The organism is Noviherbaspirillum suwonense (assembly GCF_900182955.1).
Lineage (GTDB): Bacteria > Pseudomonadota > Gammaproteobacteria > Burkholderiales > Burkholderiaceae_D > Noviherbaspirillum_A > Noviherbaspirillum_A suwonense.
In genome coordinates this window covers 45082-69763 of sequence record NZ_FXUL01000032.1, presented here as the reverse complement: position 1 = coordinate 69763, position 24682 = coordinate 45082, and the positions used below count along the sequence as shown (strand labels likewise).

The 24682-nt window shown below is 62.8% G+C and carries 19 protein-coding genes; 10 read left to right on the top strand and 9 right to left on the bottom strand.

Annotation, left to right across the window (positions count from 1 at the left end; translation table 11 throughout):
* Together QOL82_RS26580 and QOL82_RS26575 are read left to right on the top strand one after the other, a co-directional pair.
* Positions 1-228: hypothetical protein (locus QOL82_RS26580; RefSeq protein ID WP_283445340.1), on the top strand; the 228-nt coding region annotated here is incomplete at its 5' end.
* A gap of 55 nt (positions 229-283) precedes the next feature.
* Positions 284-622 (top strand): MerR family transcriptional regulator, encoded by a 339-nt coding sequence (locus tag QOL82_RS26575; protein WP_283445339.1) that lies wholly within the window; start codon positions 284-286, stop codon positions 620-622.
* Positions 623-831: 209 nt separating this feature from the next.
* Here the strand turns inward: QOL82_RS26575 and QOL82_RS26570 are convergent, their stop codons facing one another.
* Positions 832-1050: a hypothetical protein gene (locus tag QOL82_RS26570; RefSeq protein ID WP_283445338.1), complete on the bottom strand. Its 219-nt coding sequence runs from the start codon at positions 1048-1050 to the stop codon at positions 832-834.
* Between the two features lie 396 nt (positions 1051-1446).
* Here QOL82_RS26570 and QOL82_RS26565 point away from each other — a divergent pair, with 396 nt between their 5' ends.
* Both QOL82_RS26565 and fucP read left to right on the top strand, forming a co-directional pair.
* The gene (locus QOL82_RS26565; RefSeq protein WP_283445337.1) at positions 1447-2790 is read left to right on the top strand and encodes a glycoside hydrolase family 1 protein; all 1344 of its coding nucleotides are present in this window, start codon (positions 1447-1449) and stop codon (positions 2788-2790) included.
* Between the two features lie 45 nt (positions 2791-2835).
* Positions 2836-4143, top strand: coding sequence for an L-fucose:H+ symporter permease (gene fucP, locus QOL82_RS26560; protein ID WP_283445336.1), 1308 nt, complete (start codon positions 2836-2838; stop codon positions 4141-4143).
* A 77-nt stretch (positions 4144-4220) separates the two neighbouring features.
* Here the strand turns inward: fucP and QOL82_RS26555 are convergent, their stop codons facing one another.
* The 6 genes from QOL82_RS26555 to QOL82_RS26530 form a co-directional block, all read right to left on the bottom strand.
* A complete protein-coding gene (locus tag QOL82_RS26555; protein ID WP_283445335.1) occupies positions 4221-6707 on the bottom strand; it encodes a two-component system response regulator in 2487 nt (828 codons plus the stop codon).
* 72 nt (positions 6708-6779) lie between these two features.
* On the bottom strand, positions 6780-9716 hold the full coding sequence (locus QOL82_RS26550; RefSeq protein WP_283445334.1) for a PAS domain S-box protein: 2937 nt from the start codon (positions 9714-9716) through the stop codon (positions 6780-6782).
* Between the two features lie 226 nt (positions 9717-9942).
* Positions 9943-10410 carry a M14 family metallopeptidase gene (locus QOL82_RS26545; RefSeq protein WP_283445333.1) on the bottom strand — a complete coding sequence of 156 codons (468 nt, stop codon included), beginning with the start codon at positions 10408-10410 and terminating at the stop codon, positions 9943-9945.
* Between the two features lie 91 nt (positions 10411-10501).
* Entirely contained in the window at positions 10502-12223 is a 1722-nt protein-coding gene (locus tag QOL82_RS26540; RefSeq protein WP_283445332.1) for a methyl-accepting chemotaxis protein, read from the bottom strand.
* Positions 12224-12588: 365 nt separating this feature from the next.
* Positions 12589-14127 carry a GGDEF domain-containing protein gene (locus QOL82_RS26535; RefSeq protein WP_283445331.1) on the bottom strand — a complete coding sequence of 513 codons (1539 nt, stop codon included), beginning with the start codon at positions 14125-14127 and terminating at the stop codon, positions 12589-12591.
* Positions 14128-14469: 342 nt separating this feature from the next.
* The gene (locus QOL82_RS26530) at positions 14470-14706 is read right to left on the bottom strand and encodes a hypothetical protein (protein ID WP_283445330.1); all 237 of its coding nucleotides are present in this window, start codon (positions 14704-14706) and stop codon (positions 14470-14472) included.
* A gap of 515 nt (positions 14707-15221) precedes the next feature.
* Between QOL82_RS26530 and QOL82_RS26525 the strand changes: the two genes are divergently transcribed.
* Both QOL82_RS26525 and QOL82_RS26520 read left to right on the top strand, forming a co-directional pair.
* Positions 15222-17162: a sensor histidine kinase gene (locus QOL82_RS26525; RefSeq protein ID WP_283445329.1), complete on the top strand. Its 1941-nt coding sequence runs from the start codon at positions 15222-15224 to the stop codon at positions 17160-17162.
* Between the two features lie 227 nt (positions 17163-17389).
* The gene (locus QOL82_RS26520) at positions 17390-17686 is read left to right on the top strand and encodes a hypothetical protein (protein ID WP_283445328.1); all 297 of its coding nucleotides are present in this window, start codon (positions 17390-17392) and stop codon (positions 17684-17686) included.
* 174 nt (positions 17687-17860) lie between these two features.
* Here the strand turns inward: QOL82_RS26520 and QOL82_RS26515 are convergent, their stop codons facing one another.
* On the bottom strand, positions 17861-19078 hold the full coding sequence (locus tag QOL82_RS26515; RefSeq protein WP_283445327.1) for a LysR family transcriptional regulator: 1218 nt from the start codon (positions 19076-19078) through the stop codon (positions 17861-17863).
* 125 nt (positions 19079-19203) lie between these two features.
* Between QOL82_RS26515 and QOL82_RS26510 the strand changes: the two genes are divergently transcribed.
* The 4 genes from QOL82_RS26510 (at position 19204) to QOL82_RS26495 (ending at position 23157) form a co-directional block, all read left to right on the top strand.
* Complete coding sequence (locus QOL82_RS26510) at positions 19204-20361, top strand: 4-oxalomesaconate tautomerase (protein WP_283445326.1); 1158 nt, start codon at positions 19204-19206, stop codon at positions 20359-20361.
* Positions 20358-21386 (top strand): amidohydrolase family protein, encoded by a 1029-nt coding sequence (locus QOL82_RS26505; protein ID WP_283445343.1) that lies wholly within the window; start codon positions 20358-20360, stop codon positions 21384-21386. The genes QOL82_RS26510 and QOL82_RS26505 overlap by 4 nt, the downstream gene beginning before the upstream one ends.
* A 17-nt stretch (positions 21387-21403) precedes the next feature.
* The gene (gene ligK / locus QOL82_RS26500; protein ID WP_283445342.1) at positions 21404-22087 is read left to right on the top strand and encodes a 4-carboxy-4-hydroxy-2-oxoadipate aldolase/oxaloacetate decarboxylase; all 684 of its coding nucleotides are present in this window, start codon (positions 21404-21406) and stop codon (positions 22085-22087) included.
* Positions 22088-22155: 68 nt separating this feature from the next.
* Positions 22156-23157, top strand: a complete 1002-nt coding sequence (locus QOL82_RS26495) for a Bug family tripartite tricarboxylate transporter substrate binding protein (protein WP_283445325.1) — start codon at positions 22156-22158, stop codon at positions 23155-23157.
* Positions 23158-23732: 575 nt separating this feature from the next.
* Here the strand turns inward: QOL82_RS26495 and trfA are convergent.
* A complete protein-coding gene (trfA, locus tag QOL82_RS26490; RefSeq protein ID WP_283445324.1) occupies positions 23733-24677 on the bottom strand; it encodes a plasmid replication initiator TrfA in 945 nt (314 codons plus the stop codon).
* Positions 24678-24682: the final 5 nt, after the last annotated feature.

The following is a 24682-nucleotide window of genomic DNA, read 5'->3' as shown; positions in this document are numbered from 1 at the left end:
CTGACCATCAAAGACCTGGCTTCGTCCAAACAACTCGGCGCTTCCGACATGGCTGCTGTGCGCGGCGGCAGCAACGTCAACTTCGGCAACCATAATGTCGCTGTCGCCGGCGGCTTCGCTAGCCCCTCGGCTGTCATCGCCCCGGTCACCCAGGTCGATGCAAGCTCGAAGACCACCAACGAACTGCTGCAGAACTTCGGCGGCTTCCAGCTGGTCGGATTGAAGTAAATGCGCGGGTGGCTAGCGCGGACCGCAGGCGGTTCGGCTAGCCACCGACCGGCAGATGCTCGCCCTGATAAAAACTGACAACGCCATGCTCACCATCCACCAGCTTGCGGAAGCGGCGAACGTGACGGTGGCGACCGTGCGTTATTTTCAGCGTAACGGCCTGTTGGAGAAGTCGCCGCGCCGCCTGCCAGGAACAGCCGGCTATACGCAGCAGCATGTCTTCCGCGTTCAGTTCATCAAGCGCGCACTGGCACTGGGATTCACCCTGGAGGAAATCACCGAACACATGGCGGCGCAAGGTCCGCACTGGCGCGGAGAAATGCGCGAACTGGTTGTAAAGAAAGCCGCATCAGCGGTCGACCGAATCGAAGGTCTACCGGAACCAGGCGAGTGAGTTTATTGAAGGTATGCAAGCGTCACTGGACCGCTGGATCACCAACGATCTATCGGTCGATATCGGCGTTGCAAGCACACTGCCCTTGGAACCGCGCAGGAAGCCGTGGCGCCGGGAAGAAACCCAGCGACGGGATCTATGCGTCGGGCGCTGACTGCATGGCGGACGAACATTCGTATCGTTCGACCGGCTGCGCAAGGCAGTCAAACTCAGCGCAATACCGCTTTCAAGTCTTCCCGGAAATCGACCACGTCCTGCTTCGATATATAAGCTTGCAGCGCTGACGATTCGGCTGGATCCCGCCTGGCCTGCTCGGAAATCTCATTGATGATCGTGGCCACGGCCGTGGCCACCTGCTTGTTGCCCTTGGATTCCTCCACAACACCGCGGAGAATCTCGATTGTGCGTACTGCGCGCGATGCCTTCATTCTTTTCCCTTTTTAAAAACTAATCCAATCATAAAATGGCTTGGCGTTCAGGATGTTGCGGCGTCGCAATTGCGCGCGACCCGTCCAATTCTGCATTTCACTTGTTGCCAGGTCCGGCCTTTGCCACACGCATGCCGAGTTCCACGAAATGCGCAGCCAGCGCCACACCTGTGTCTCCAAGCCAGCGGATTTCCGGGGTTCACATACCCCAAGGCATCAGTCCGGAGAATAAGTACCTGCACCATTAATTATTTTTATGACAAGCCTCCTTGCCTGGATGGCGTGCATTTCGCAGCTTCAGGCACGGTCAAGCTCTACTGGCGCCGGCAACTTTCTGAATGCGCAACGATCTGTTCCCTAGCCGACTCCGATCGGTATCGCAACGGAGGTAATGGGATGGATCGTCGCACCCTGTTGAAAACGATTCCGGCAGCGCTGCTGGCGCCGGGCCATGCCTTCCCGGCGCCTGGGCCCGCGGCGCAACCCGGAAAATTTCCTGCCCTTTTCCTGTGGGGCGCCGCGACGGCCGGCTACCAGGTCGAGGGAAACAATGTCAATGCGGATATCTGGCTGCTGGAACATGTCCGGCCCACGATTTTTACCGAACCTTCCGGCGACGCCTGCGACAGTTTTGCGCGTTGGCCCGAAGACCTGCGCCTGGTGCGCAGCCTGGGCCTGAATGCTTACCGGTTTTCGCTGGAATGGGCACGGATCGAACCGGTACAAGGCCACTTCTCGCCTGCGATGCTCGACCATTACAAGCGCCTGATAGACGCCTGCCGTGCCTGCGGCATCGTCCCGGTCGTGACCTTCAACCATTTTGCCTGCCCGATATGGTTTGCCGCACGTGGCGGCTGGACTGCGGAGGACGCGCCCGGGCTTTATGCCCGTTATTGCGAGCGTGCCGCCCGGCACCTGGGCGCGGGCATCGGCGTTGCCCTGACGCTCAACGAGCCCAACATCATGAAGGTATTGCGCTGGTTTTCGCCGTCGCCGGAGTTTGTCGCCACCAGGCGGGCGATGCTCGACGCCGCGGCCCGTGCAACCGGTTCCCGGCGGTTTGTGACCGGGCTGGTCGCCAATGACGAGGATGTCGACGCGATGCTCGCGCCGATGATCGCGGCGCACCGGCTCAGTCATGAGGCCATCAAGTCGGTCCAACCGGGCCTGCCGGTCGGTGCAAGCATCAGCGTCTCGGACGACCAGCCGGTCGGCGGCACCACGCCCGTCGATCAGAAACGAAAAGAGGTATACGGCGCCTGGCTGGAAGCCCTTCGCGAGACCGGCGATTTCATTGGCGTGCAGAACTATGACCGGATGCGCATCGACGCCAATGGCGTGGCCCCGCCGCCCGAGGGGGCCAGGCTCACGCATCACGGCGTCGAGATCTATCCTGACTCCCTGGGCAACGCGGTGCGCTACGTCCATCAGGCCACAGGCAAGCCTGTCATCGTCACCGAGAACGGCCTTGACACCCAGGACGATGCGCTGCGCGCGGCGTACATACCGGCTGCCCTTGCTGGATTGCACAAGGCCGTTGTCGACGGCATCCCGATCTTGGGGTATATCTACTGGTCTCTTCTCGACAACTATGAGTGGTCACTCGGCTATGCCTATCGATATGGTCTATTTTCCGTGGACCGGAAAGCCTTCAAGCGCATACGCAAGCCCAGCGCATCCGTCCTCTCCAGGATCGCCATGCGCAATGCCTTGCCCGCGCTATCAAGCACGACGCGATGAGGCCGAGCTTATCCGACGGCGCCCGATGCCGGATCGGGTAATTTGATGGACACGCGCCGCGCGCCTGTATCGCACCTTGCTCCCGCTTCCGTGCAGCAGGAAAATTACCGGCCCGCGCTGGTGCTGGTGACATCCCTTTTTTTCATGTGGGGACTGATCACCTCGCTGAACGATATTCTGATACCCCACCTGAAGGCGGTTTTCACGCTGAGCTACCTGCAGGCAATGCTGGTCCAGTTCTGCTTTTTCGCGGCGTATTTCGTGATGTCCTTTCCAGCCGGCTACCTGGTCGCCAGGCTGGGGTACAAGAATGGCATCGTCACCGGCCTGGCAGTTGCAGGCATCGGATGTCTCATCTTCTATCCGGCGGCGGGCTTGCGCTCGTACCCTTTGTTCCTGGGAGCGCTTTTCGTGCTCGCTTCCGGAATCACGCTGCTGCAGGTATCCGCAAATCCCTATGTGACCGTGCTTGGCACGCCGGATACGGCGGCAAGCCGGCTCAACATGACGCAGGCGTTCAACTCGCTCGGCACGACGCTCGGTCCCTTCCTCGGCGCACTCCTGATCCTTTCGGTTGCCGTCCGGTCCGCCGGCGACATGCAGTCGATGACGCCGGAACAGCTCAGCGCCTATGCGACGACGGAAGCCGGCGCCGTACAACTCCCCTACCTCGGACTGGCGGCCCTCCTCTTCGTGATCGCCTTTGTCATTGCCCGCTCCCGCCTGCCGGCAATGAACGCCGGCGACGCCGCAGGTGATCAGCCGGACGGAACTGTCGCCCAGTCCCATCACGACAGCGTGTGGGCGCACCGGCCGCTCGTGCTCGGTGCGGTCGGCATCTTTGTGTATGTCGGGGCGGAAGTCTCGATAGGCAGTTTCCTGGTCAACTTCATGGGGAGACCGGAGATTGCCGGATTGTCCGAAAGCGACGCCGGAAAATACCTGTCCCTGTACTGGGGCGGCGCGATGGTGGGACGGTTCATCGGCGTCGCGATACTTGCGAAGTTCAGGCCCGGCCATGTGCTGGCCTTGAATGCGTTCATCGTCACGGCCTTGCTGCTTGTCGCAATGGTGTTTGCCGGAAGGCTCGCCATGTGGATGCTGCTCCTGGTCGGCCTTTTCAACTCCATCATGTTTCCGACGATCTTTACGCTCGCGATCAAGGGACTGGGGGAACTCACCAGCAAGGGCGCAGGCGTGCTTTGCATGGCCATCGTCGGCGGAGCGTTCGTGCCGCTGATCCAGGGGTTTTGTGCGGACTACATCGGTGTCCTCTATTCGTTTTCGATACCGCTTGCCTGCTATCTGTATATCGCGTTCTATGGCCTCCGGGGATGCCGGCCCACTCGTTGATACGCCGGCTTCCGGAGAGACAGCCCGACACGTAGGCCGCGTGCAGGCGTGGCGTCGCTTGCCTGGCAGATGCGCTGCTACCTGGCCGGATGACGGCTGCTGCCGTAGTCCGCGCGCCACGCCTCGAACACGCTGGCCGGCTGCGCCTTCGCATACAGGAAGCCCTGCACCATGTCGCATCCCTCGCCATCCAGGAACAGGCGCTGCGCCTCGGTTTCCACGCCTTCGGCCACCACGCTGACCTTCAGCGCATGGGCCATGGAGATGGCTGCGCGGACCAGCTCGGCATCGCCGCTGTCGGTGGCGACGTTGCGGATGAGCGAGCAGTCGATCTTCATTTTTTCCGGGCGGAAGCGGCGGATATAGCTCAGGGACGAATAGCCGACCCCGAAGTCGTCGATCGCGATGGTCACGCCCATTTCCCGCAGCGCAGCGATGGTCTCCAGGTTTTCCTCGCTGTTTTCCAGCAGCAGGTCTTCGGTGATCTCGATGCACAGGCACTGCGGCGGCAGCGCCGCGGCTGCCAGCGCACGCCGCACGGTGTCGAGCAGGTTGCCACGCTTGAACTGGCGTGGCGACACGTTGACCGCGACGCCGCAGGCATCCCAGCCCGCCGCCTGGCGGCAAGCCTCCTGCAGCACCCAGTCGCCGAGGGGCACGGCCATGCCGCTTTCCTCGGCCAGCGCGATGAACTGGGACGGCATCAGCAGCCCCAGCGACGGATGGTGCCAGCGCACCAGTGCCTCGGCCGACGAAACGAGGTCGCCGGCCAGCGACACGACAGGTTGGTAAAACAGCTCGAACTCATGCCGCTGGACCGCGGTGTGCAGGCCGGCGCCGAGCTGCATGCGCCGCACTGCCCTTGCGGTCAGTTCCGGGCGATAGAACTTCAGCGTGTTGCGACCGTCGCTCTTGGCATGGTACAGCGCGCTGTCGGCGTAGCGCAGCAGCGTGCGCGCATCCTGGGCGTCGTCCGGAAACAGGCTCACGCCCATGCTGACGCTGATGCTGATGTCATGTCCTGCGATGCGGACCGCGCGGGTGCATTCCTGCTGCACCTTGTCGGTCACGGCCAGCACGTCTTCGGCCGCGCGGATTTCCGGCAGCAGCATGACGAACTCGTCGCCACCGAGCCGCGCGACCGCATCGGTTTCGCGCAGCGCCCCGGTCAGCTTGGCCGCCACCGCCTGCAGCATCTCGTCGCCTGCCTCATGCCCAAGGCTGTCGTTGATCTGCTTGAAATGGTCGAGGTCGAGAAACACCACGGCAAAGCAGTGATGCCGCCGGCGCGCCTGGACAATTTTGCGTTCGATTTCTTCGGACAGCCAGGCGCGGTTGGCCAGCCCGGTCAGCGGATCGAAGTAGGCCATGCGTGCAAGCCGGTATTCCGCGTTCTTGCGTTCCGTCAGGTCATGCACCTGCCACAGGTAGCAGAGCGGCTCGCCGTCCTGGCGCAGCAGCGACACGCTGGCGAGGGTCCAGATATAACCGCCATCGATGTTGCGATACCGCTTTTCGAACTGCGTGGCCTCGGCATGGCCCGACAGCAGCTGGTTCAGGCGTTCGCGCTCCGGCCCGAGCTCGGACGGCGGCCCCAGCGTATCCTGATTGACGCCGAGCAGCTCAGCCTCGCTGCGGCCCAGGATCGTGCTCAGGGCGCCGTTGACTTGCAGGAAGCGGTGGTCCAGGCCGACCAGCGCCATGCCCACCGGCGCGAAGTGGAACGCGTTGCGAAACCGTTCCTCGCTTTGCCGCAGCTTCGCTTCGGCGGCCAGCCGTTCCCGCACATCGCGAAAGACGACTACCGCACCCAGGGCAACCCCATCGTCGCCGCGTATGGGCGAGGCGGAATCGTCGATCGGCACCTGCGTGCCGTCGCAGGCCAGCAGCATCGAGCCGAAGTCGATGCCGACGACGGTCTGGCCGCGCAGCGCCCGGTGCACGGGCGATTCCAGCGGCGCGCCAGTGAGCCGGTCGCGCAACTGCATCAGCTCGCCGATGTCGCGGTCCAGGCCCTGGCCGTCGCCGCAACTGAGCAATGCTTCCGCCACCGGGTTCATGAAGCGCACGACGCCGTCGCTGCGGGTGGCGACGACGCCGTCGCCGACGCAGCGCAGGGTGGCCGCGAACCACTGTTCGGACTCGCGCAGCTGGCGCTCGAGCAGCGCCTTGTGCAGGGCCACCTCGATGGCGGCGCGCAGCTCCTTGGCCTGGAACGGCTTGGTCAGGTAACCGTAGGCATTCGTGCGGGCAGCCCGTTCGACCATGCTCTCGTCGCTGTACGCAGTCAGGAATATCACCGGGATATGCAGGCTGCGCCCAATCTGCGCGGCGGCCTCGATGCCATCCATGGCGCCCTTGATGACGATATCCATCAGCACCAGGCCGGGACGCTCCTTGTGCGCCAGCGAAATGGCTTCGCGGGCATTGTCGGCGATGGCGCAGACGCGGTAGCACATGTCTTCCAGCTGGCTACGCAGGTCCATCGCCACGACGGCTTCATCCTCGACCACCAGGATGCTGGGCGGCGCCGGACTGCCGGGCGCGGCGGTAACGGTGTTCATGTTTCCTCCTGTACTTTTTTGATCCTGCACGTCAGTGCTTCAATGACGTTGTCTGCCGGCGATCGCGACAAATCAGGCCGTGGACAGCGCAGCGGGTGCGGCACGCGCGCCGGCTTCTTTTGCCGGGAAGGTCAGGCGCGCGGTGGTGCCTTTCCCGCCTTCAATGAAAAAACGGCCATCGAGCTGCCCGGCCAGTGCGTAAACCAATTTTAGACCCAGTGTGTGCGACTTGCCTGGATCGCTACCGGGCGGCAAGCCAACGCCGTCGTCGGCGACAGTCAACTGCAACACTGCATTTTCCGTCCTCTCCAGCCGCACCGTGATGCGTCCGTGGCGCGCGTTGGGAAAGGCATGGCGGAGGCAGTTGGCCACGAGTTCGTTGAGGATGAGTCCCAGCGGCACCGCGGTCTGCAGGCTGACTTCCACCCCGATGGCGGCGGTGTCGATGGCAATGCCGCGCGCTTTCGCGGCGGCGGCATTGCCCAGCTGCCGGCACAGGTCGTCGATATACGCATCCAGCGCAATCGACGACAGGTTCTTTGACTGGTACAGCTTCTCGTGCACCAGCGCCATCGCCCGCACGCGGTCGGCGCCTTCCTGCAGTGCGAGCCGCGCGGCGCGGTCGGCCAGGGCGCGCGCCTGCAGGGTGAGCAGGCTGGTGATCACCTGCAGGTTGTTCTTCACCCGGTGGTACAGCTCGCGCAGCAGCGTGTTCTTTTCTTCCAGCGCGGCGCGGATCGCCTGCTCGCGCTGCAGGCTTTCCGTGACGTCCCAGTTGATGCCCGTCATGCATACCGGTTCGCCCCTATCGTCGAGCGACAGCACGCCGTTGGCGCTGATCATGCGCCGCCCCCCGTCCGGCAGGAGAATGGCGAACTGCGTGGCATAAGGTGCGCCGTGGCGCACCGCTTCCTCGAACAGCGCCTCGACCCGGCCAAGGTCGGCCGGGTCCACCCGCGCCCGCCAGGCCTGGTACAGGTCGGGCGCCTCGGCCGGGCGCATCCCGTACAGCGCATACATCTGGTCGTCCCACCACAGCAAGCGCGCTTCGATGTCGAATTCCCAGACTCCCATTCCGCCGGCGCGCGTGGCCAGCGCCAGCCGCTTGTTGAGCGTGGCAAGTTGTTGCTGCGCGCGCTTGCGGACGGTGATGTCCTCCACCTGCGCGATGAAATGGAGCGGCTGGCCGCTGTCGTCGCGCACCACCGAGCCTGTCAGCATTGCCTGCACCGTGACGCCGTCCCTGCGGATATAGCGTTTCTCCATCTGGTAGGAACGTATCTCGCCGGAAAGCAGGCGGGACGCGAACGTCATGTCGGCCTGCAGGTCTTCCGGATGGGTCACGTCCTGGAAACGCAAGCCCAGAAGCGCGGTCCTGTCATAGCCCAGCAGTTCGCACATGGCGGCATTGACTTCCAGCCAGCGTCCGTCGAGCGCCACCACGGCCATGCCGATCGGCGCATGCTCCATGGTCAAACGGAAACGCTTTTCGCTTTCTCTCAGCGCATCCTCGTCGTGCCGGCGTGCCGTGATGTCGCGCACGGTGACCATCACCAGTTCAGCCGGCAGGCCGCGCAGCGGGCTGAGCATGATGTCGACGGGAAAGTTTGTGGCGTCGTTGCGCCGGGCCGAAAGGGTTGCCGCGCTGCCCATCGGTCGCCGCGACGGCGCAGCCTGGTAAGCCAGCCGCAGTGCCGTATGCCGTTCCCGCATGGCTTGCGGCACCAGGTCTTCCACCGTCATGGCCAGCAGCGCCTGCGCGCTGTAGCCAAACAGAATCGCTGCCTGCTCGTTGGCGCGGACGATGCGCCCGTCCGGCGCGACCAGCAGCAGCGCGTCCGGCGCCTGCTCGAATATCGCCCGCTGCAGGGTCTCGTTGTACTCCAGCTGCTGCTTGGCGCTGCGCAGCGCTTCGGCGGTCTGTTCGGCGAGATCGCGCTCGGCGGTGCGCGCCTGCAGCAGTTCGGATGCCTGGCCGAGCGCATGCCCGACCTCGTTCGCCTCCCGCAGCGGCAGCGAACCGACACGGACCGGCTGCCCATAGCCGAGCGCCATGGCCGGGCCAGCCAGCGCCCGGATGGAGCGCGCGATCTGTTCGCCGATCCGGCTGATGAGGACCAGGCAGGCGAGCCACAAGAGCAGCGCGCCGAGCACCGTCCAGGCAATCGCCCGCGTCAGTTGCAGCAGCAGTTCGGCCTCGGGAATGGCGATTGCCACGGCCCAGGCCGAGACCGGGGAACGGCTGTAGGAAATCAGCGCCGGGATGCCTTCCAGGGTCTGCGCCTCCAGCTTGCCCTCGATGTCCTGCGCAACGCGCTGCTTCAGCGCGGGAATCGCTTGCTGGCCGACGAAGCGCGGCCCTTCCTTGCTGCGTGCAACGATGACGCCGCCATCGTCGAGGATCGCGACCGGCCAGGTTGCCGGCACCCTCTGCAGCTTCAGGATGTCGCCCACCTGGCCGGCCGGCACGACCAGCGACAGCGCATACACGATGCGCCTGTCCTGCCGCACCGGCACGCCGATGCTGAACACATGGCCTTGTTGCGCAGGCAGGCGGCTCACGCCGGACACCACCGTCCTGCCGGCGGCGAATACCGCCCTCGCCTGCGCGGCCCCGTCGCCGGGCGGCACGGCGGCGCCCCGCGGCTGCCGCGTATTGAGCAGCTGCCGGCCGGCTGCATCGCTGACGGTGATGTAGGCGCCTGCGCCCAGGCTATGCAGCGCCTCGCGCGCCTGTGCGTCGAATGCATGCATCTGGCCCGACTGCAGCAGCACCGAGGTCGACAGCACCCGCAGCGCCGCTTCCATGCCGGCCAGTTCGCGGTCCACGGCAAGCACCAGCGCCCTTGCCGTCTGCAAGGTGGCCTGTTCGAGCTGCACGCGTTCGCGCTGATACGACTGGTAAGCCAGCAGCAGCGTGGCCACGGTTGCGGGCAGCAGGCAGACGGCCATCAGCAGGGCCGACCATTGCCGCAGCGTACGCGGACGCCGCAGAAAGTATCCTTCCATCGCGCATACCCCTTGTGCCAGTGGGATGGGCCTCGGCCGCTCCGCCGGCACTGCAGCGCAGTGCCGGCGCAAACGACGGCACTATTCTAGGGTGTATGCCGCCAGGCGCAAGCGCTGCCGGCCGCAACGATAGCGCGATGACAAACCAATGCGCGATACTTGCATGCGACCCGCACGGCCGCCCACGACCGACGCGATTGCCTCCGGGCGCGCTGCATCTGCGCAATCAAACGTCCATCACCCTTGCCAGCCGCACGACCGTGACGCCGGGGCCGACATGCCGCAGCGAAGGCTGGATCAGGATGCAGTTATCGTAAGGTGTGACAATTTCCCGCTCGCCGTCGCGCGCGATGACCGTGCCGGCCGTTGCGATCGATTCGAGTCCGCGGAAATCTTCGGTAAACGCGAACTCCATCGTCTCGGCGACGACCGGCTGCGTCACCTGCAGGACGCGCTGGCGGACAGGTTTCGCCTGGGTCAGGAAGCTTTCGAGGTCTTCGGCCCTCACCGCGCCGGTCACGATCAGGAAGCGGCATGCGGCATCCAGCGCCACGTCCCGGCTACGGGCCGAGAAGTGCTGCCCGGTTTCGATCAGCAGCGCGTTTTTTGCGCTGTGCGCATCGCCGAAACCGGCATCGTCGCGCATCCGCCTGCCGTTCGGATGGCCGGTGTCGACGATCACATGCTCGGGCACGCCGACTTCGGCGGCAAAGCGCCTGTCTCATGCAAATGCGCGTTCGATCCAGGATAAGAAGAGGCGCACCGCTGCCTGATTCCCGCTGCGGCTAAAATTCTCTCCATCCATCCGCATCGCTGCCAGCAGCGGTCCTTTCGCGAGGCGCTGCGGGCAGGCGGGCGGGTGCGGAGACCGATTTACGCGTCGAAGTCAGGACGGGTGCCGCTCCGTCTTTCCAGTCGCCAGGCAAGGACGCTGGGATGGCAGCTGTCGATGCGATGTTGCCGCCCAGCTGGAACACGCTCACGACTTGCGCCAAGTGGCTCGACTGCTCCTGCAGCGAGCCGGCGGCGGCCGCCGCCTCTTCGACCAGAGCCGCATTCTGCTGCGTGGCCTGGTCCATCTGGGTTATGGCCTGATTGACCTGCTCGATGCCGGCGCTCTGTTCCTGGCTCGCTGCGGTGATTTCTCCCATCATGTCGGTAACGCGCCTGACGCTGCTGACCACTTCTTCCATCGTGCTTCCCGCTTCCGCGACAAGCTTGCTGCCGGCATTGACCTTTTCGACAGAGTCGCCGATCAGGGTCTTGATTTCCTTCGCGGCGGCGGCGCTGCGCTGGGCCAGGCTGCGCACTTCCGTCGCCACCACTGCGAATCCACGCCCCTGTTCGCCGGCGCGGGCGGCTTCCACCGCTGCATTCAGCGCAAGAATGTTGGTCTGGAATGCAATGCCATCGATGACGCTGATGATGTCGACGATCTTTCTCGATGACGCATCGATCGACGCCATGGTGCCGATAACCTGGTGCACCACGTTTCCACCCCTTGTAGCGACGTCGGACGCCGACGCCGCCAGCTGATTCGCCTGGCGGGCGTTCTCGGCATTCTGCTTGACGGTGGACGTCAGCTCTTCCATTGACGAAGCCGTCTCTTCCAGTGCGCTCGCCTGCTGCTCGGTACGGGAAGACAACTCCGCATTGCCCTGCGCAATCTGGCTTGAGGCGCTCGCGATGGTGCCGGCGCCCTGCATGATTTCGACGACGAGCCCGCGCAGCGATTGATTCATCTGGCCCAATGCTTCCAGCATCTGGCCAGCCTCGTCCCTGGAAGTGACCTGGACTTCGGTGCCGAGATCGCCTTTGGCCACGCGGCGCGCGACATTGACCGCGGACGACAGCGGACCGACGATGCTTTTCTTCAGCGCATATCCACAGAACACGACAAGCAGCGTGAGGAAGACGGTAAACGCGATCTGCAGGCGAAAGCTGGTTGCCGACGCAGTCGCTATCGCAACGGCGTTGGCATCGATCTGCTGGCGCTGCATCGCGAGCAGGTCGCGCAACTTATCCTGGTACAGGGCTGCTGCCGGCACGAATTTCTCGTTCAGCAGCCTGGTTGCTTCCTCTGCGTTATCCGCCTGCTTGGCTTTGGTGATGGCCGATCGCTGGGCAAGGTAGTAATCGCGCGCGACGCCGATTTCTTTCAGCAGCCGGGTTTCCTCTTCCGAGGTCAACAGGGTCTCGACCTGCTTCAGGATTTCGCCCGATTCCTTCGATCCCTTTGCGGCATCGTCGGCAAAAAAGGCGACCAGGCTGTTGTCGGCGCTCTTGGCGATGGCGGCATTGCGCCGCGAGCCGGCGAAGATGATGCGGTACCAGTCGCTGATCAGGCGTTCCTTCATCAATGGCCGGTGCATCAGCTCTTCGGTGGAAACCGTCATCTTGTGCAGCTGCCAGAGCCCGACACCGGTGGTCATGGTGGCAACCAATAACACGACGCCAAAAAAGATCGCAATCTTCTTGCCGATTGAAGCATTTCTTATGAACGACATGGCAGGGTCTATCCTCGTATTGATATAGTGTTGCAAGGACGTTCTCCTGACCGGCGACATGCCGTCTTTCGATAAAGGCGCCCTTGTGCGCAGTGGGTATTACGGAATAAACGGGCACAACTTTAGTCGCCATGCACCACTTCGATGCACGGCCAGATTGATGGGGTTTCTGCGCACGGCCTTGGGCGTGCATATCGGCCGGCCTGATCCCGGGCGCGGCATGGAGGCGCGGGTTTGCCGGCCGGCGTTGCCTGGAAATCGTCGCTTCCTGTATCCGGACGGCGTGGGCAGATTCAGCCTGCCAGTTCATCGGATGGCACGTCGCCCAGTTCCCGTCCCTGCATCGATTCCGGCGTAGCGGTCTGTCACGCAGCCAGTTCGGCCGCAGCGCAATCGGCAGCCACCACCCGGTTCTTGCCTTCGCGCTTGGCCCGGTACAGCGCCGCGTCGACCCGCTGGATGAGCCCGTCCTGGCTCTCGTTCCCGTCGACCAGCGCGGCGCCCGCGCTGAAGGTCACCAGCACGCGCTGGTGTTCATGCATGAAGATGGAACGGGTGAGTTCGCGCTGTATCCGGGTGACGGCCAGCATCGCGTCATCCAGGCTGGTGCTCGGCAGCAGCAGCAGGAATTCCTCGCCGCCGAACCGGGCGATCACGTCCATCTGGCGCAGCGTGGCCTTGATGACCGTGACGAGGTGCACGAGCGCGTTGTCGCCAGCCTGATGTCCCAGCCTGTCATTGAGCTGCTTGAAGTTGTCGATGTCCAGCAAGGCAATGCACAGCGGAATCCGATACCGTTTTGAACGATTCATCTCGCGGCCCAGTGCTTCCATCATGCCGCGCCGGTTCAGGCTTTTCGTCAATGGATCTTCCCTTGCCAGCTCGCTCATTTCTTCGAGCTTGGCTTCCAGCGCCCGCACCCGCGCCTGCGCCTCGTGCAGTTCCGAACGCGCAGCGCTGACCTGCTCCCGCGCGGTCCGGGCCTGCACCTCCACGGCCGCGGTGTCCCGGCGCACGCCTGCCAGGATGGGCTGCAGCTGTTCGGCAGTCAGCACGGACGCCAGCTGCTCGGCGTAATCGCCGATCCTGGCATGGTACTGGCTGGTCGCGCTGGCGACCGTGTCGAGATTGGACAAGAAGGCCTGCAGCATGTGTTCGACCGAGTCCCTTGTGCTGTCGCGGTCCTTGCGGATATCCCCCTGCCGCTGCGCCACATCTTTCAAGTTCTCGATGGCAGCCTGCAGCAGGTCGACGCTCAGCGGCCCGGCCAGCAGGCTTTCGATGTTTGCGACTTGGCCATGCGCCCACGATGCCTGTTCCGACAGCACGGCGACATTCGCGGTGAGCTGGCGCAGCACGTCCAGCAACAGCGCCTGCCTGGCGTCGATGCTGGCGCCGTGACCGTTGCAGGAAGTCACGAATGCGTGGATACGTTCCAGCGCTTCGCCTGTCTCGTCCAGTCCGGACTTCTCGACCTGACGCGCTGCCTGCCGTACCTGTTCCGCAATAGCCGCATCCGCCGGAAGCAGCGCCGGGATGCCGGTTTCCAGCAGCGCGCTGACGCTTCCCTTCCAGGCGGCGGCGCTGGCGTCGCTTACGGCGGAATGCGCCTGCCGGGATAGCAAATGATCGGCGGCCTCATGCCTGGCGGGCGTCACGCGGGTCGACAGTTCAGCCGACGTTTCCACCAGGTCGAGCAAAGTCCTGGTCGCCAGCGGCCAGTCTTCGCGTTGCAGGGACCGGTTCAGCCGGGAACCGAAGACCGACAGCTCGCCCCGTGCCTGCAGCAACTGTTCTGCAACTGCATGCAGCACGTTCCCGGCGCTTTCCACCAGCGCAGGATTCACGGACGAAGGGGCCGGCGCAGCCTTTTCTATCGATTGGCCGAGAACTTTTTTAAACATGGGCGGTTGGAAACGGTAGCAAGAAAATGAATAGGTGAAACCGGCATGGCCGTTAAGGAGAAGGTTCGTTCGACGCGCGGACGTTAATGACCCGAGGTTTAATTATATTTAAACCAAGAAATATTTCCTATAAACAATTTTACCAAGTTCTAGTTTGCGGCGGATAAGCAACAAACAGTTAACTCATCCCCGCCACTGCGCTGGCTTGGCAGCTTAGGTGGCTGCGCCGCTTGCTTCCAGCTTGGAAAAAATGGAGGCATTCCAGGCTTGGTCGCGTCAAATACTGCGAATGGCAGATCGTCACCGGGCGCCTGTCATCTGCGCCGGGGTCTACAACCGGACTCAGTCGTATTCCCGCGATTCCGGCTGCGGATAAATAAACTTGGGAAGCACGATGTCATTTGCCTCACCCCCGCGGTAGCCCTGGGCCGACAGGGAGGCAAGCTCGGCGGCGGCGCGCGAGGCGGCAGCCTGGACCGCAGCGTCGAAATGGCCCATCGCCTTGAGTTTCCTTGTTTTCTCCGGCAGCCACATCTTCCAGTACCTGTCGGCCTTCATTGCCAGCATTTTGCGATCCATGACGCCTCCTATGCGCTATTGGGGAACCAAGGTAATCAACGCGTCGTTCGCGCCAACAATCCATTGCCCTCTGGAATCTGTGCAGCTTGCGACGCCACCCCTGCTTGTAATTGGCCAGGCTCAACGCGTTCAGCGCAGGACGCAATCCCATCGCCGATTGCACGCCCACTGATGCAGGCTGTCAAACAGATGAAATCCTGGCCGTGCGTGAACGATCGTGAACGGGGTAAAGGAATTATCCGGTTCCTGTCTGACAATCTGCTGAATGGCGCCGATTTATCGACCGGTCCGGCATCAGGCCAGCGACCGTAGCTGCCCGGACACTGCTATCCACAAAGCCGCGTGGATGGCGCTGGCCGGGACCGCTACTGAAAAGCAGTTCCTAGTAAATCGTTCTTTACCGTTCTCGAAACCACTATTCCCGTAAAATCCCTGATCGGGAAACACTGACTCCCGGTCAGGGCGGCGCTGCGACCGTGTTTGGATTTTTTAGCAATTTTTGAATGGTGATGGATGTGCCGCATTTAGACGACTGGAAGATCCTGCACCAACTCAGCGTGCACCTGCTCAATTCGGAGCACACGACACGCAAGCTGGAGCGTGTGCTGGAAGCGATCAACCATTTCCATGGCACGACCAAGGCGCTCATTTCCCTGCTCGACTCCAGCCGCGCACGCCTGTTCGTGCGCGCAAGCACCGGCCTGAGTGCGACCGTGGTGGAAGACCTGTCGCAGATCGAACTTGGGCAGGGTTGCTGCGGCATGGCATTTGCGCAGGGCCGCCGCGTGGTCGTTGCGGATTTCGACACGGATTCCTTATTCGAGAAGTTCCGCGACTGGACGCAGCAGCATGGCATCGGCGCCGGGTACTCGACACCGATGTTCACAACGGCTGGCGATGTCCTGGGGGTGCTGACCGTTTATTTCGACGCGCCGCATATACCTGCCCAGCACGAGGTCGAACTCACCGAGATCTGCGCGGGCACGGTGGCAGCCATCCTGGAGCGCGATTCGATCGAAGACCAGTTGCGGCGGGAACGGGATCGGCGTGACCAGGTGCTGCGCGGCATGGCGGAAGGCCTGTGCGTCGTCGATCACGACTTTCGTGTGCTGGAAATGAACGCAACCGCGGTGCATATCAACAGGCGTCCGGTCGAGGACATGATAGGCAAGTCCCACTGGGAATTATGGCCGGACACGGTCGATTCCCCGGTCGGCCGGGAATACCGGCGCGCGATGCGGGAGCGCGTCCCCGTTCAGCTGGAAAACATGTGGACCGACCCGGAGGGACGCACCGGCTGGTTCGAGCTCAGCGCCCAGCCGATCGACGAAGGCCTGGCGCTCTACTTTCGCGACATCACCCAGCGCAAGCTGGCGCAGCAGGAGATCGAGGAAAGCGCCCAGCGCTACCGCATGCTGAGCGAAACCGTATCGGATCTGGTATGGCGCGCGGACGCCAACGGCAAGCCGATCGGCGACACCACGTCCTGGCGGCGCTATACCGACGACTGGAGCGACGAGCTGCGCTGGATCAATTCCGTGCATCCGGAGGATTGTGCTCGCGTGCAGGCCGCGTGGAAACGGTACCTGGCGGAGGGCATGCCGGCCATCGACTCCTACCGCGTCCGCCGCATGGATGGTCAATACCGTCACTTCGAATCCCGCGCCGTGCCGCTCAGGGACCAGAACGGGCATGTCTTCGAATGGATCGGCACCTGCACTGACACCACCGACAAAATCATGCAGGCCGAGGAAATGCGCCTGGCCAATGAGCGCAAGGACCGGTTTCTCGCCGTGCTCAGCCATGAACTGCGCAACCCGCTGGCTGCCACCAGCATGGCGGCCAGGCTGATCGAATCGCCGGCGACGACCAGTGCGCGCGCGGTACAGCTGGGCGAAGTCATCCAGCGCCAGGTCGGCCATATGTCGCGCCTGGTCGAGGACCTGGTCGACATGTCGCGGGTCACCATGGGACTGGTGCTGCTGAATAAGCAAATGGTCGACATCGGGCGCATCGCCCACGAGGCTGTCGAGCAGATCCGCCCGATGATGGTCGCGAAACGGCATGCCCTGACCCTGGACTTGCCCCTTATCCCCTGCCAGACCTTTGGGGACAAGACCAGGCTGGTGCAGGTCCTGTCCAACCTGTTGAGCAATGCCGCCCGGTACACGCCGGGCGACGGGAATATCAGCCTGCGGGTCGTGCCCGAGCACGACAAGATTCTGGTCGAGGTCACCGACAACGGAATCGGAATTCCCTCCGACGCCATTGGCAGCATCTTCGATTTCTATACCCAGGCTGAACGTTCGACGGATCGAAAGGGCGGCGGCCTTGGATTGGGCCTGGCGCTGGTAAAGAGCCTCGTGGAAGCCCACGGCGGCACGGTCCGGGTGAGCAGCGATGGCGATGGCATGGGAAGTATCTTTTCGCTCACGCTGCCGCGCAGCCTTTCCTGAGCGGCGCACCCATGGGCAAAGCCGGCAGGTAGCACCGGACGACGGCTCGCATGGCCCGGTGCGGGAATGGGCTTGCCTGCGAAACGCCGCCTGGACGTCGTGCAGCAAAAGATGGTTCCTTGCAGAAAAGCACCTGCCAAAAATCGGCCCGCTGTCCCATTTAATCCTGATGCCGCAGGTGCTAGACTAAATTTTTACAATCTGCACCGTCATTGCAGGAGGTTGCCATGGTCACGGGATCGAACGCGCTTCAGGCCTTGCTTATGGAAATCTGCGAGTTTGGCGCTGCCGCCGAAGACCATGAGATTACCGAGCACTGGTCCCTGCTCCCCTTGACGGAGAAGGCCCGGAATCTCGGCGTCATGGTCCCGGCCCAGGCTACTCTGGATGAATTACGGGACGCGGTGGAAGCGGCATGTACGCAAGCCGAGGACGCCGGGCAGGCAGGCATCTCCGAGCGCAGCCCGATTGCCACGCGGGATATTCTCGGGAATGAAGCAGGCATCCCTGGCGACGGGCCCTAGTCGAGCCTGCCGTCCTTTGCCTGCGAGAATGCTGGAAGCACGGACGGAAACCGCCATCCTCCGTCGAAGGCCGCACTTTGGACTGTCCAGGGTAAAGCCGCATTCATCAACGACGATCGGCCTCGGGTCGGGCAGTGCCCATCCGACCGCTGCACGAATTACGTGGCAGAGCGCCTATTGCCTGGTGCGTATGACGCCATTAAGCTCCGCCAAAAGCGCATCTGCCCCGGGCGATAAGTAAGCCCCTGCCCGTGTGATGACGCCGATAGGTCGCTCTAGGCCAAACATCGGAAACGGCAGCACGCCTAACTGCCCGGTCGCGATTTCGTAATGCAGCTGGTGCGCGGAGAGTACGGTCAGCATATCGCTGGAGACCAGCAGTCCGCGTAGCAGTGCCAGGTCCCCTGTCTCGACTGCGGGCTGTGGCGCCTGCCTGCCGCGCTCCCGGAAGAAGGCCTCAAGCGCAATCCGCAGCGGCGTGCCGGCACGCGATAGCACCCACGGGTACCTTTCGAGGGCATCGAAATCCAGCGTGGAACTGGATGCAAGCGGATGCCCCGCGCGGGCAATTACCGCGATCTGGTCCTGCAGTAATGGATAGGCTTGGAAGCCCTGCTCGGTTGGCAAACGCAGCGCGCCGATGATGAAATCCACGCGTCCACTCAGCAGGCCGGCAGCGAGTTCCTCATACGTGCTTTCGAGCGAACGCACGCGCAGCCTGGGATATTTCGCCAGCAGCGACGTAATGGCGGTCGGCAGCAGTGAAGTGCGCGCCAGCGGCAACGCGCCCACCGTGATGCTGCCCGTCAGTTCGCCCTCCAGGGCGGCGATGTCGGACAGGATATGGTCCAGTTCAGCCAGCACGCGGTTGAAACGCATGATCCAGCGGGTGCCTGCGTCGGTGGGAACGGTGCCGTAGGGCGAGCGGCGAAACAGCGCCTGTCCCAGTACGGTTTCCAGCTTCGTGATCGCCTGGCTGACCGCGGACTGCGAAATGGCCATGACGCGCGCCACGCTGGGCATGTGGTGCACCTCGGCCAGCAGCACGGCAGCCTGCAGGCGCCGTTCATTGAATAACGGATCGGTGCTGCCCAGATGCGCACCGTCGCGGGCGGCCAGGCGGGCGGCGTCGTCGCGGACTTCCCTGAGCGCCGCCTCGATGCGCAGCACCCGCAACTGCACGGCCTGGCCCGCGGCGGTCATCAGCATGCCGCTGCCCTTGCGTTCGAACAGCTGCGTGCCCAGGCTTTCTTCGAGCGCCGCGACCGACCTCGCGACCGCGGACGAGGCCCGGAACAGGATGTCAGCCGAGCGGCGAATGCCGCCGGTCGCCGCCACGATGCCAAACGCATGAAGATGATGAAGATTGATCTTTGGAGTAAGCGGCCGCATCAGGCAAGACAGGGTATCGACAGTCGTACATAAGTAAATTAGAACGCCCGACAGGGTAGAAAGCAACCAGTGCGGGATGGCGTGTGGCGATAATAGCCGGCTTTTGGCTCGATAACCGATTTGCCATGCTCACGCCCTACGATACGGATGCCGACCTGCTGGCCCTGCCCTGCATGTTGATGCGCGGTGGTACCTCGCGAGGCCCTTTTTTTCTGGAATCCGACTTGCCGCAGGATCGGGCCGCGCGTGACCGCGTGCTGCTGGCCGTCATGGGGTCGCCTGACCGCCGCCAGATTGACGGCCTCGGCGGCGCGCACCCGCTGAGCAGCAAGATCGGCATTGTGCGGGCCAGTGCGACGCCTGGGGTGGACCTGGACTTTCTTTTTGTGCAGGTGCAGCCCGAATCGGATACCGTCGATGCCACGGCTAGTTGCGGCAACATGCTGGCTGCCGTGCTCCCCTTCGCGTTGGAGCGCAGCATTGTCGCCGCTCGTGGCGCGACGACCACGGCCAGGGTAATGATCCTGAACACCGGCATGCAATGCGATATCACCGTGCAGACGCCCAACGGGCGCGTGCGGTATGGCGGCGACGCCCGGATCGATGGCGTGCCAGGCACGGCCGCGCCGATCGCCATCGACCTTATCGACATTGCGGGCTCGTTCTGCCCGGCGCTGCTGCCGACCGGCCGCGCACGGGACACGATCACTGTCGACGGCACCCACATCGCGCCCTTCAGCATCGACGCCACGCTGATCGACAATGGCATGCCGCTGGTGCTGGTGCGGGCCGCCGATCTTGGCCTGCGCGGTGACGAACCGGTCGCGCAGCTCAATGCCGACAGCGACCTCAAGGCAAGGCTGGAAGCCTTGCGCCTGCGGGCCGGCCCGTTGATGGGACTGGGTGATGTCAGCGCCTCCAGTTACCCGAAGATGTGCCTGGTCGCCGCACCCCGTAACGGCGGCAGCATTGCGACCCGCTGTTTCATTCCACACGTATGCCATGACGCCATCGGTGTGCTGGCCGCCGTCACAGTCGCCACCGCCTGCGTGGTTCGCGGGTCGATCGCAGACGGACTTGCGGTCGTGCCGGAGGGACTGAGCAAAAGCATCTCGGTCGAGCATCCCGCCGGTGAATTCAGTGTCGAGCTGGCGCTCGATCCGGCGAATCCGCAGCACGTCATCCGCGCCGCGCTACTACGAACCGCCCGACTCATCATGCGGGGAGAAGTCATGATTCCCGCCATTGCCTGGAAAGGACAAGAGACATGCAGCAACCCCTGATCATCGATTGCCATGGCCACTACACCACTGCGCCCAAGGCGCTCGAAGAATGGCGCAACCGCCAGATTGCGAATCTGGCTACGCCGGAACGGGGTCCGAAACCGTCGGAACTCCGGATCAGCGACGATGAACTCCGCGAGTCGATCGAGACGAACCAGCTGCGCCTGATGAAACAGCGCGGCTCCGACCTGACGATCTTCTCGCCGCGCGCCAGCTTCATGGCCCACCATATCGGCGACTTCAATACGAGTGCGACCTGGGCCGCGATCTGCAATGAGCTGTGCTACCGGGTCTCGGCGCTCTTTCCGGAGCATTTCATTGGCGCTGCAATGCTGCCGCAGTCGCCGGGCGTCGCTCCGTCCACCTGCCTGCCCGAGCTCGAAAGATGCGTCAACGATTATGGATTCGTCGGCATCAATCTCAACCCGGATCCGTCGGGCGGCCACTGGACCTCGCCGCCGTTGTCGGACCGCAGCTGGTACCCGGTCTATGAAAAGATGGTCGAACTCGATATTCCTGCGATGGTGCATGTGAGCACCAGCTGCAATGCCTGCTTTCACACCACGGGTGCGCATTACCTGAATGCCGATACCACCGCGTTCATGCAATGCCTGACCAGCGACCTGTTTCTGGATTTCCCGACGCTCAAGTTCATCATTCCCCACGGCGGCGGCGCGGTGCCCTATCACTGGGGCCGGTTCCGCGGCCTGGCGCAGGAAATGAAAAAGCCGCTGCTGAAGGACCACCTGCTGAATAACATCTTTTTCGACACCTGCGTCTATCACCAGCCCGGCATCGACCTGCTCACCAAGGTCATCCCGGTCGACAACATACTGTTCGCGTCGGAAATGATCGGCGCGGTGCGCGGGATCGACCCGGAAACGGGGTTCCACTACGACGATACGAAGCGCTATATCGATGCGTCGACACAGCTCGGCGCAGACGAACGCTACAAGATTTACGAAGGCAATGCCCGCCGGGTCTTCCCGCGGCTGAATGCGGCACTTGAAACCAGAGGATATTAACGATGACTACTCCATTGATGAACCAGCTCGGCGTCGTCAAGCGCAACATCACGCGCGCCGACCGCGATGCCGCCAGCCAGCTTGAAACGTTCGGCAGCGCGACCGTCCATGAAGCCATGGGACGTGTCGGCCTGATGCGCCCCTATATGCGCCCGATTTATGCTGGCGCACAAGTGGCGGGCACCGCCGTGACCGTGCTGCTGCAGCCGGGCGACAACTGGATGATGCACGTGGCGGCTGAACAGATACAACCCGGCGACATCGTGGTCGCGGCGGTCACCACCGAATGCACCGACGGCTATTTTGGCGACCTGCTGGGGACCAGCTTCATGGCGCGCGGCGCGAAAGGCCTGGTCATCGACGGCGGCGTGCGTGACGTGCGCATCCTGAAGGAGATGGGTTTTCCTGTGTGGAGCAAGGCGATCAGCGCAAAGGGCACCATCAAGGCCACGCTGGGCTCGGTCAATATCCCGGTAATCTGCGCCGGCGCCCTGGTGAACGCCGGCGATGTCGTAGTGGCCGACGACGATGGCATCGTCATCGTTCCGGCCGCCGATGCTGCCCGCGTGGCCGCCGCGGCAAGAAAGCGCGAAGACCTCGAAGGCGAGAAGCGCGCGAAGCTGGCGTCCGGTGTGCTGGGTCTGGACATGTACAACATGCGCGGTCCGCTCGAGGCGGCTGGACTGGTCTACATCGATTAAGCCTGTCCTCCGGGATATTCCGGACTGTTTTACTCGCTCATTAATTTTTACAAACGGAGATAAAGAAGATGTCGATACCGCTGTCATTGCCAGAGTTTGCTTGTCTGACCCGTCGCCTTGCCGTCGCATTCGCCGTGCTGGCGGGGTCTGTCACCGCCGCGCATGCGCAGGACGCTTACCCCAGCAAGCCCATCCGCGTGATCGTGCCTTATGCTGCCGGGGGCGCGGTGGATATCGTGACGCGGCTCGTCGGCCAGAAGATGGCCGAACGCCTGAAGCAGGTTGTCATCGTCGACAACCGTCCCGGCGCTGGCAGTAATCTCGGCATGAGTGCGGCGGCCAAGTCGCCGGCCGATGGCTATACCTTGCTCACGGCGTCCAATACTCTGGCGAGCAATGGCGCGCTGTACAAGAATATGGATTTCGACATCGCCCACGATTTCACACCGGTAGGAAGCATCGGCTATGCACCGTTGGTGATCGTCGTTCCGCAAGCATCTCCCTACAAGACCCTGCCTGAGTTGATTGCTTTCGGTAAGGCCAACCCGGACAAGCTCACCTACGCTTCGGCGGGCAACGGAAGCTCCGGACACCTGGCGAGCGAACTGCTGAAGGAAGAAGGAAAATTCCAGGCTTTGCACGTCCCTTACAAGGGCGGCTCGCCTGCGATTACGGATTTGCTGGGCGGCAGGATCGATTTCATGTCGATCAATCCGCTGGAAGTGATTTCCCACATCCAGGGTGGGAAAATGCGCGCGCTTGCCGTGATGGACAAGCAGCCTACGCCATTGCTGCCGGGCGCACCCACGGTCAACACCCTGCAACTGCCCGGCAGTTCCGCGACGGTCTGGTGGGGCCTGGTGGCGCCGAAAAACACACCGCCCGACGTCGTGGCCAAGCTCAACGATAGCCTGCGTGCGGCGCTGGCGGATCCGGCGGTGGTAAAGAAGCTGGGCGAACTCGGCGCGGTGACGACTCCGGGCTCCCCGGCAGACTTTGGCAAATTCGTTGGCGCGGAAACGACGAAGTGGGCCAAGGTTATCAAGACGGCAAACATCCAGCCCGATTGATGCGGTGGCTTGCCGTCGACCTTCAGTCCCGATAGAAGCCGAAGATTCGACGCTGCGGCAAGTTACAGGATATGCAGCAACGGAAGGCAGAAGGCGTCGGTAGGCGCCTTCTGTGCGGCTTGGGGTGAACTACGCCTGTCGGTGTCCCCTCTTCGCGACGAACCCATAGCTGTTGGCACGAGAGCTGCGCATCACGGTTTCCGGCAAATGACTTGAGTTAGGTCGCGACGGGCCGACATCAAGCGTCTGCACATGGCGATACAAGCGAAATCCCTTCCGGTGAAAGCAGGCTGACGAATTACGTGCGGCTCCTTGTCGAACGCGTCCGCAACTGTTGAAGGTATTGGGACGCAGGTTGCTTCTAACCCTTGCCCCAGCGACGAAGTCGGCTTCAGCGGCGCAGCTGCTGCGGTCGGCTGCACCTATTGCCATTTGAACCATTGACGCTTGTGGCTAGAGAAAAATCGTGCTGGCAGCCCGCGGCGTGCTTCACGCAATCCGGTCAATCAGCGAATCACTAGATTTCTTGAATCGATCAGGAAATCCCAGGACTCTTCAGTACCGTCAGTGAATCACTAAATCTGTAGTCCTGCCTGATCGGCATTGTTCCCGAGGCGGTGGAATACAGGCGCCGGGTAGTGTCGCGGGACTCTGACCACGTGCACGACATCATTTCGGAATTCAAAGCTCTCTAAGAAGCCCACGTTCATCAGCTTGAGAAATGCCAGTTTCAGACGGGCGCGGAAATCGCCCATGTTTGCGGTCCGGCTCCCGGACAATTCATAGTATTTTTCCACCGAGATGGCGAAAGGCTTCTGGTGCGTGCAAAGGAAACTGTGTAGCCATTGCGCCAGAGGCGAACGCCCACCGATTGCCTTGCGCTCCGCGGGATTCATCAACGACAGCAGGGGATCGATGAACAATGCCGCGATCCTTGGCTCAAGCATCACTTGCCACTGCGATAATTGCTTGCCCCCGTCATCCTTCCACGCAAAAGACTGGATCAAGCTACCGCTGAAGCCCTGGGAACCGCCCATCTTCGGCAGCGCCACAGTGATGCTGGTGGCGAGCAGTCGCTCGCAGCACTCACGTAAGTGGGCGTACTCGTCCGTGTTGATGCTCCAACCGAGTTCCTTGAGCATCTGGTACGCGGTAAAGGGGATGGGCTTCCCGAGATCGTAATGCCGGGCGAAGTGCAGGATGTTCAGAAACACCGAGTAATCGTCCTGCCTCAATTCCTCTCCACGGTAGCTCACGTCGATGCCTGCCAGGGTGGCTATTTCCTTACCCCGGTAGAATTCGCGTTTTGATCCGTCCGACTTAATCGCGGTGAATAATGCTCCCCGCGCAAGGCAGTTTGGCACACCCCGGAGGTCGTCGTCCCACATCGGCAACTGGACCGGATCATTGGAGGCGATTTCTTCCTTGACGCGTTGTTTAGCCTGCACGGACCGATTCAGCCTCGCAACCGCTTCCATTGGGTCTTTGGCTCCGGTTTTCTTTTTAGCGATTTCGGCCATGCTGC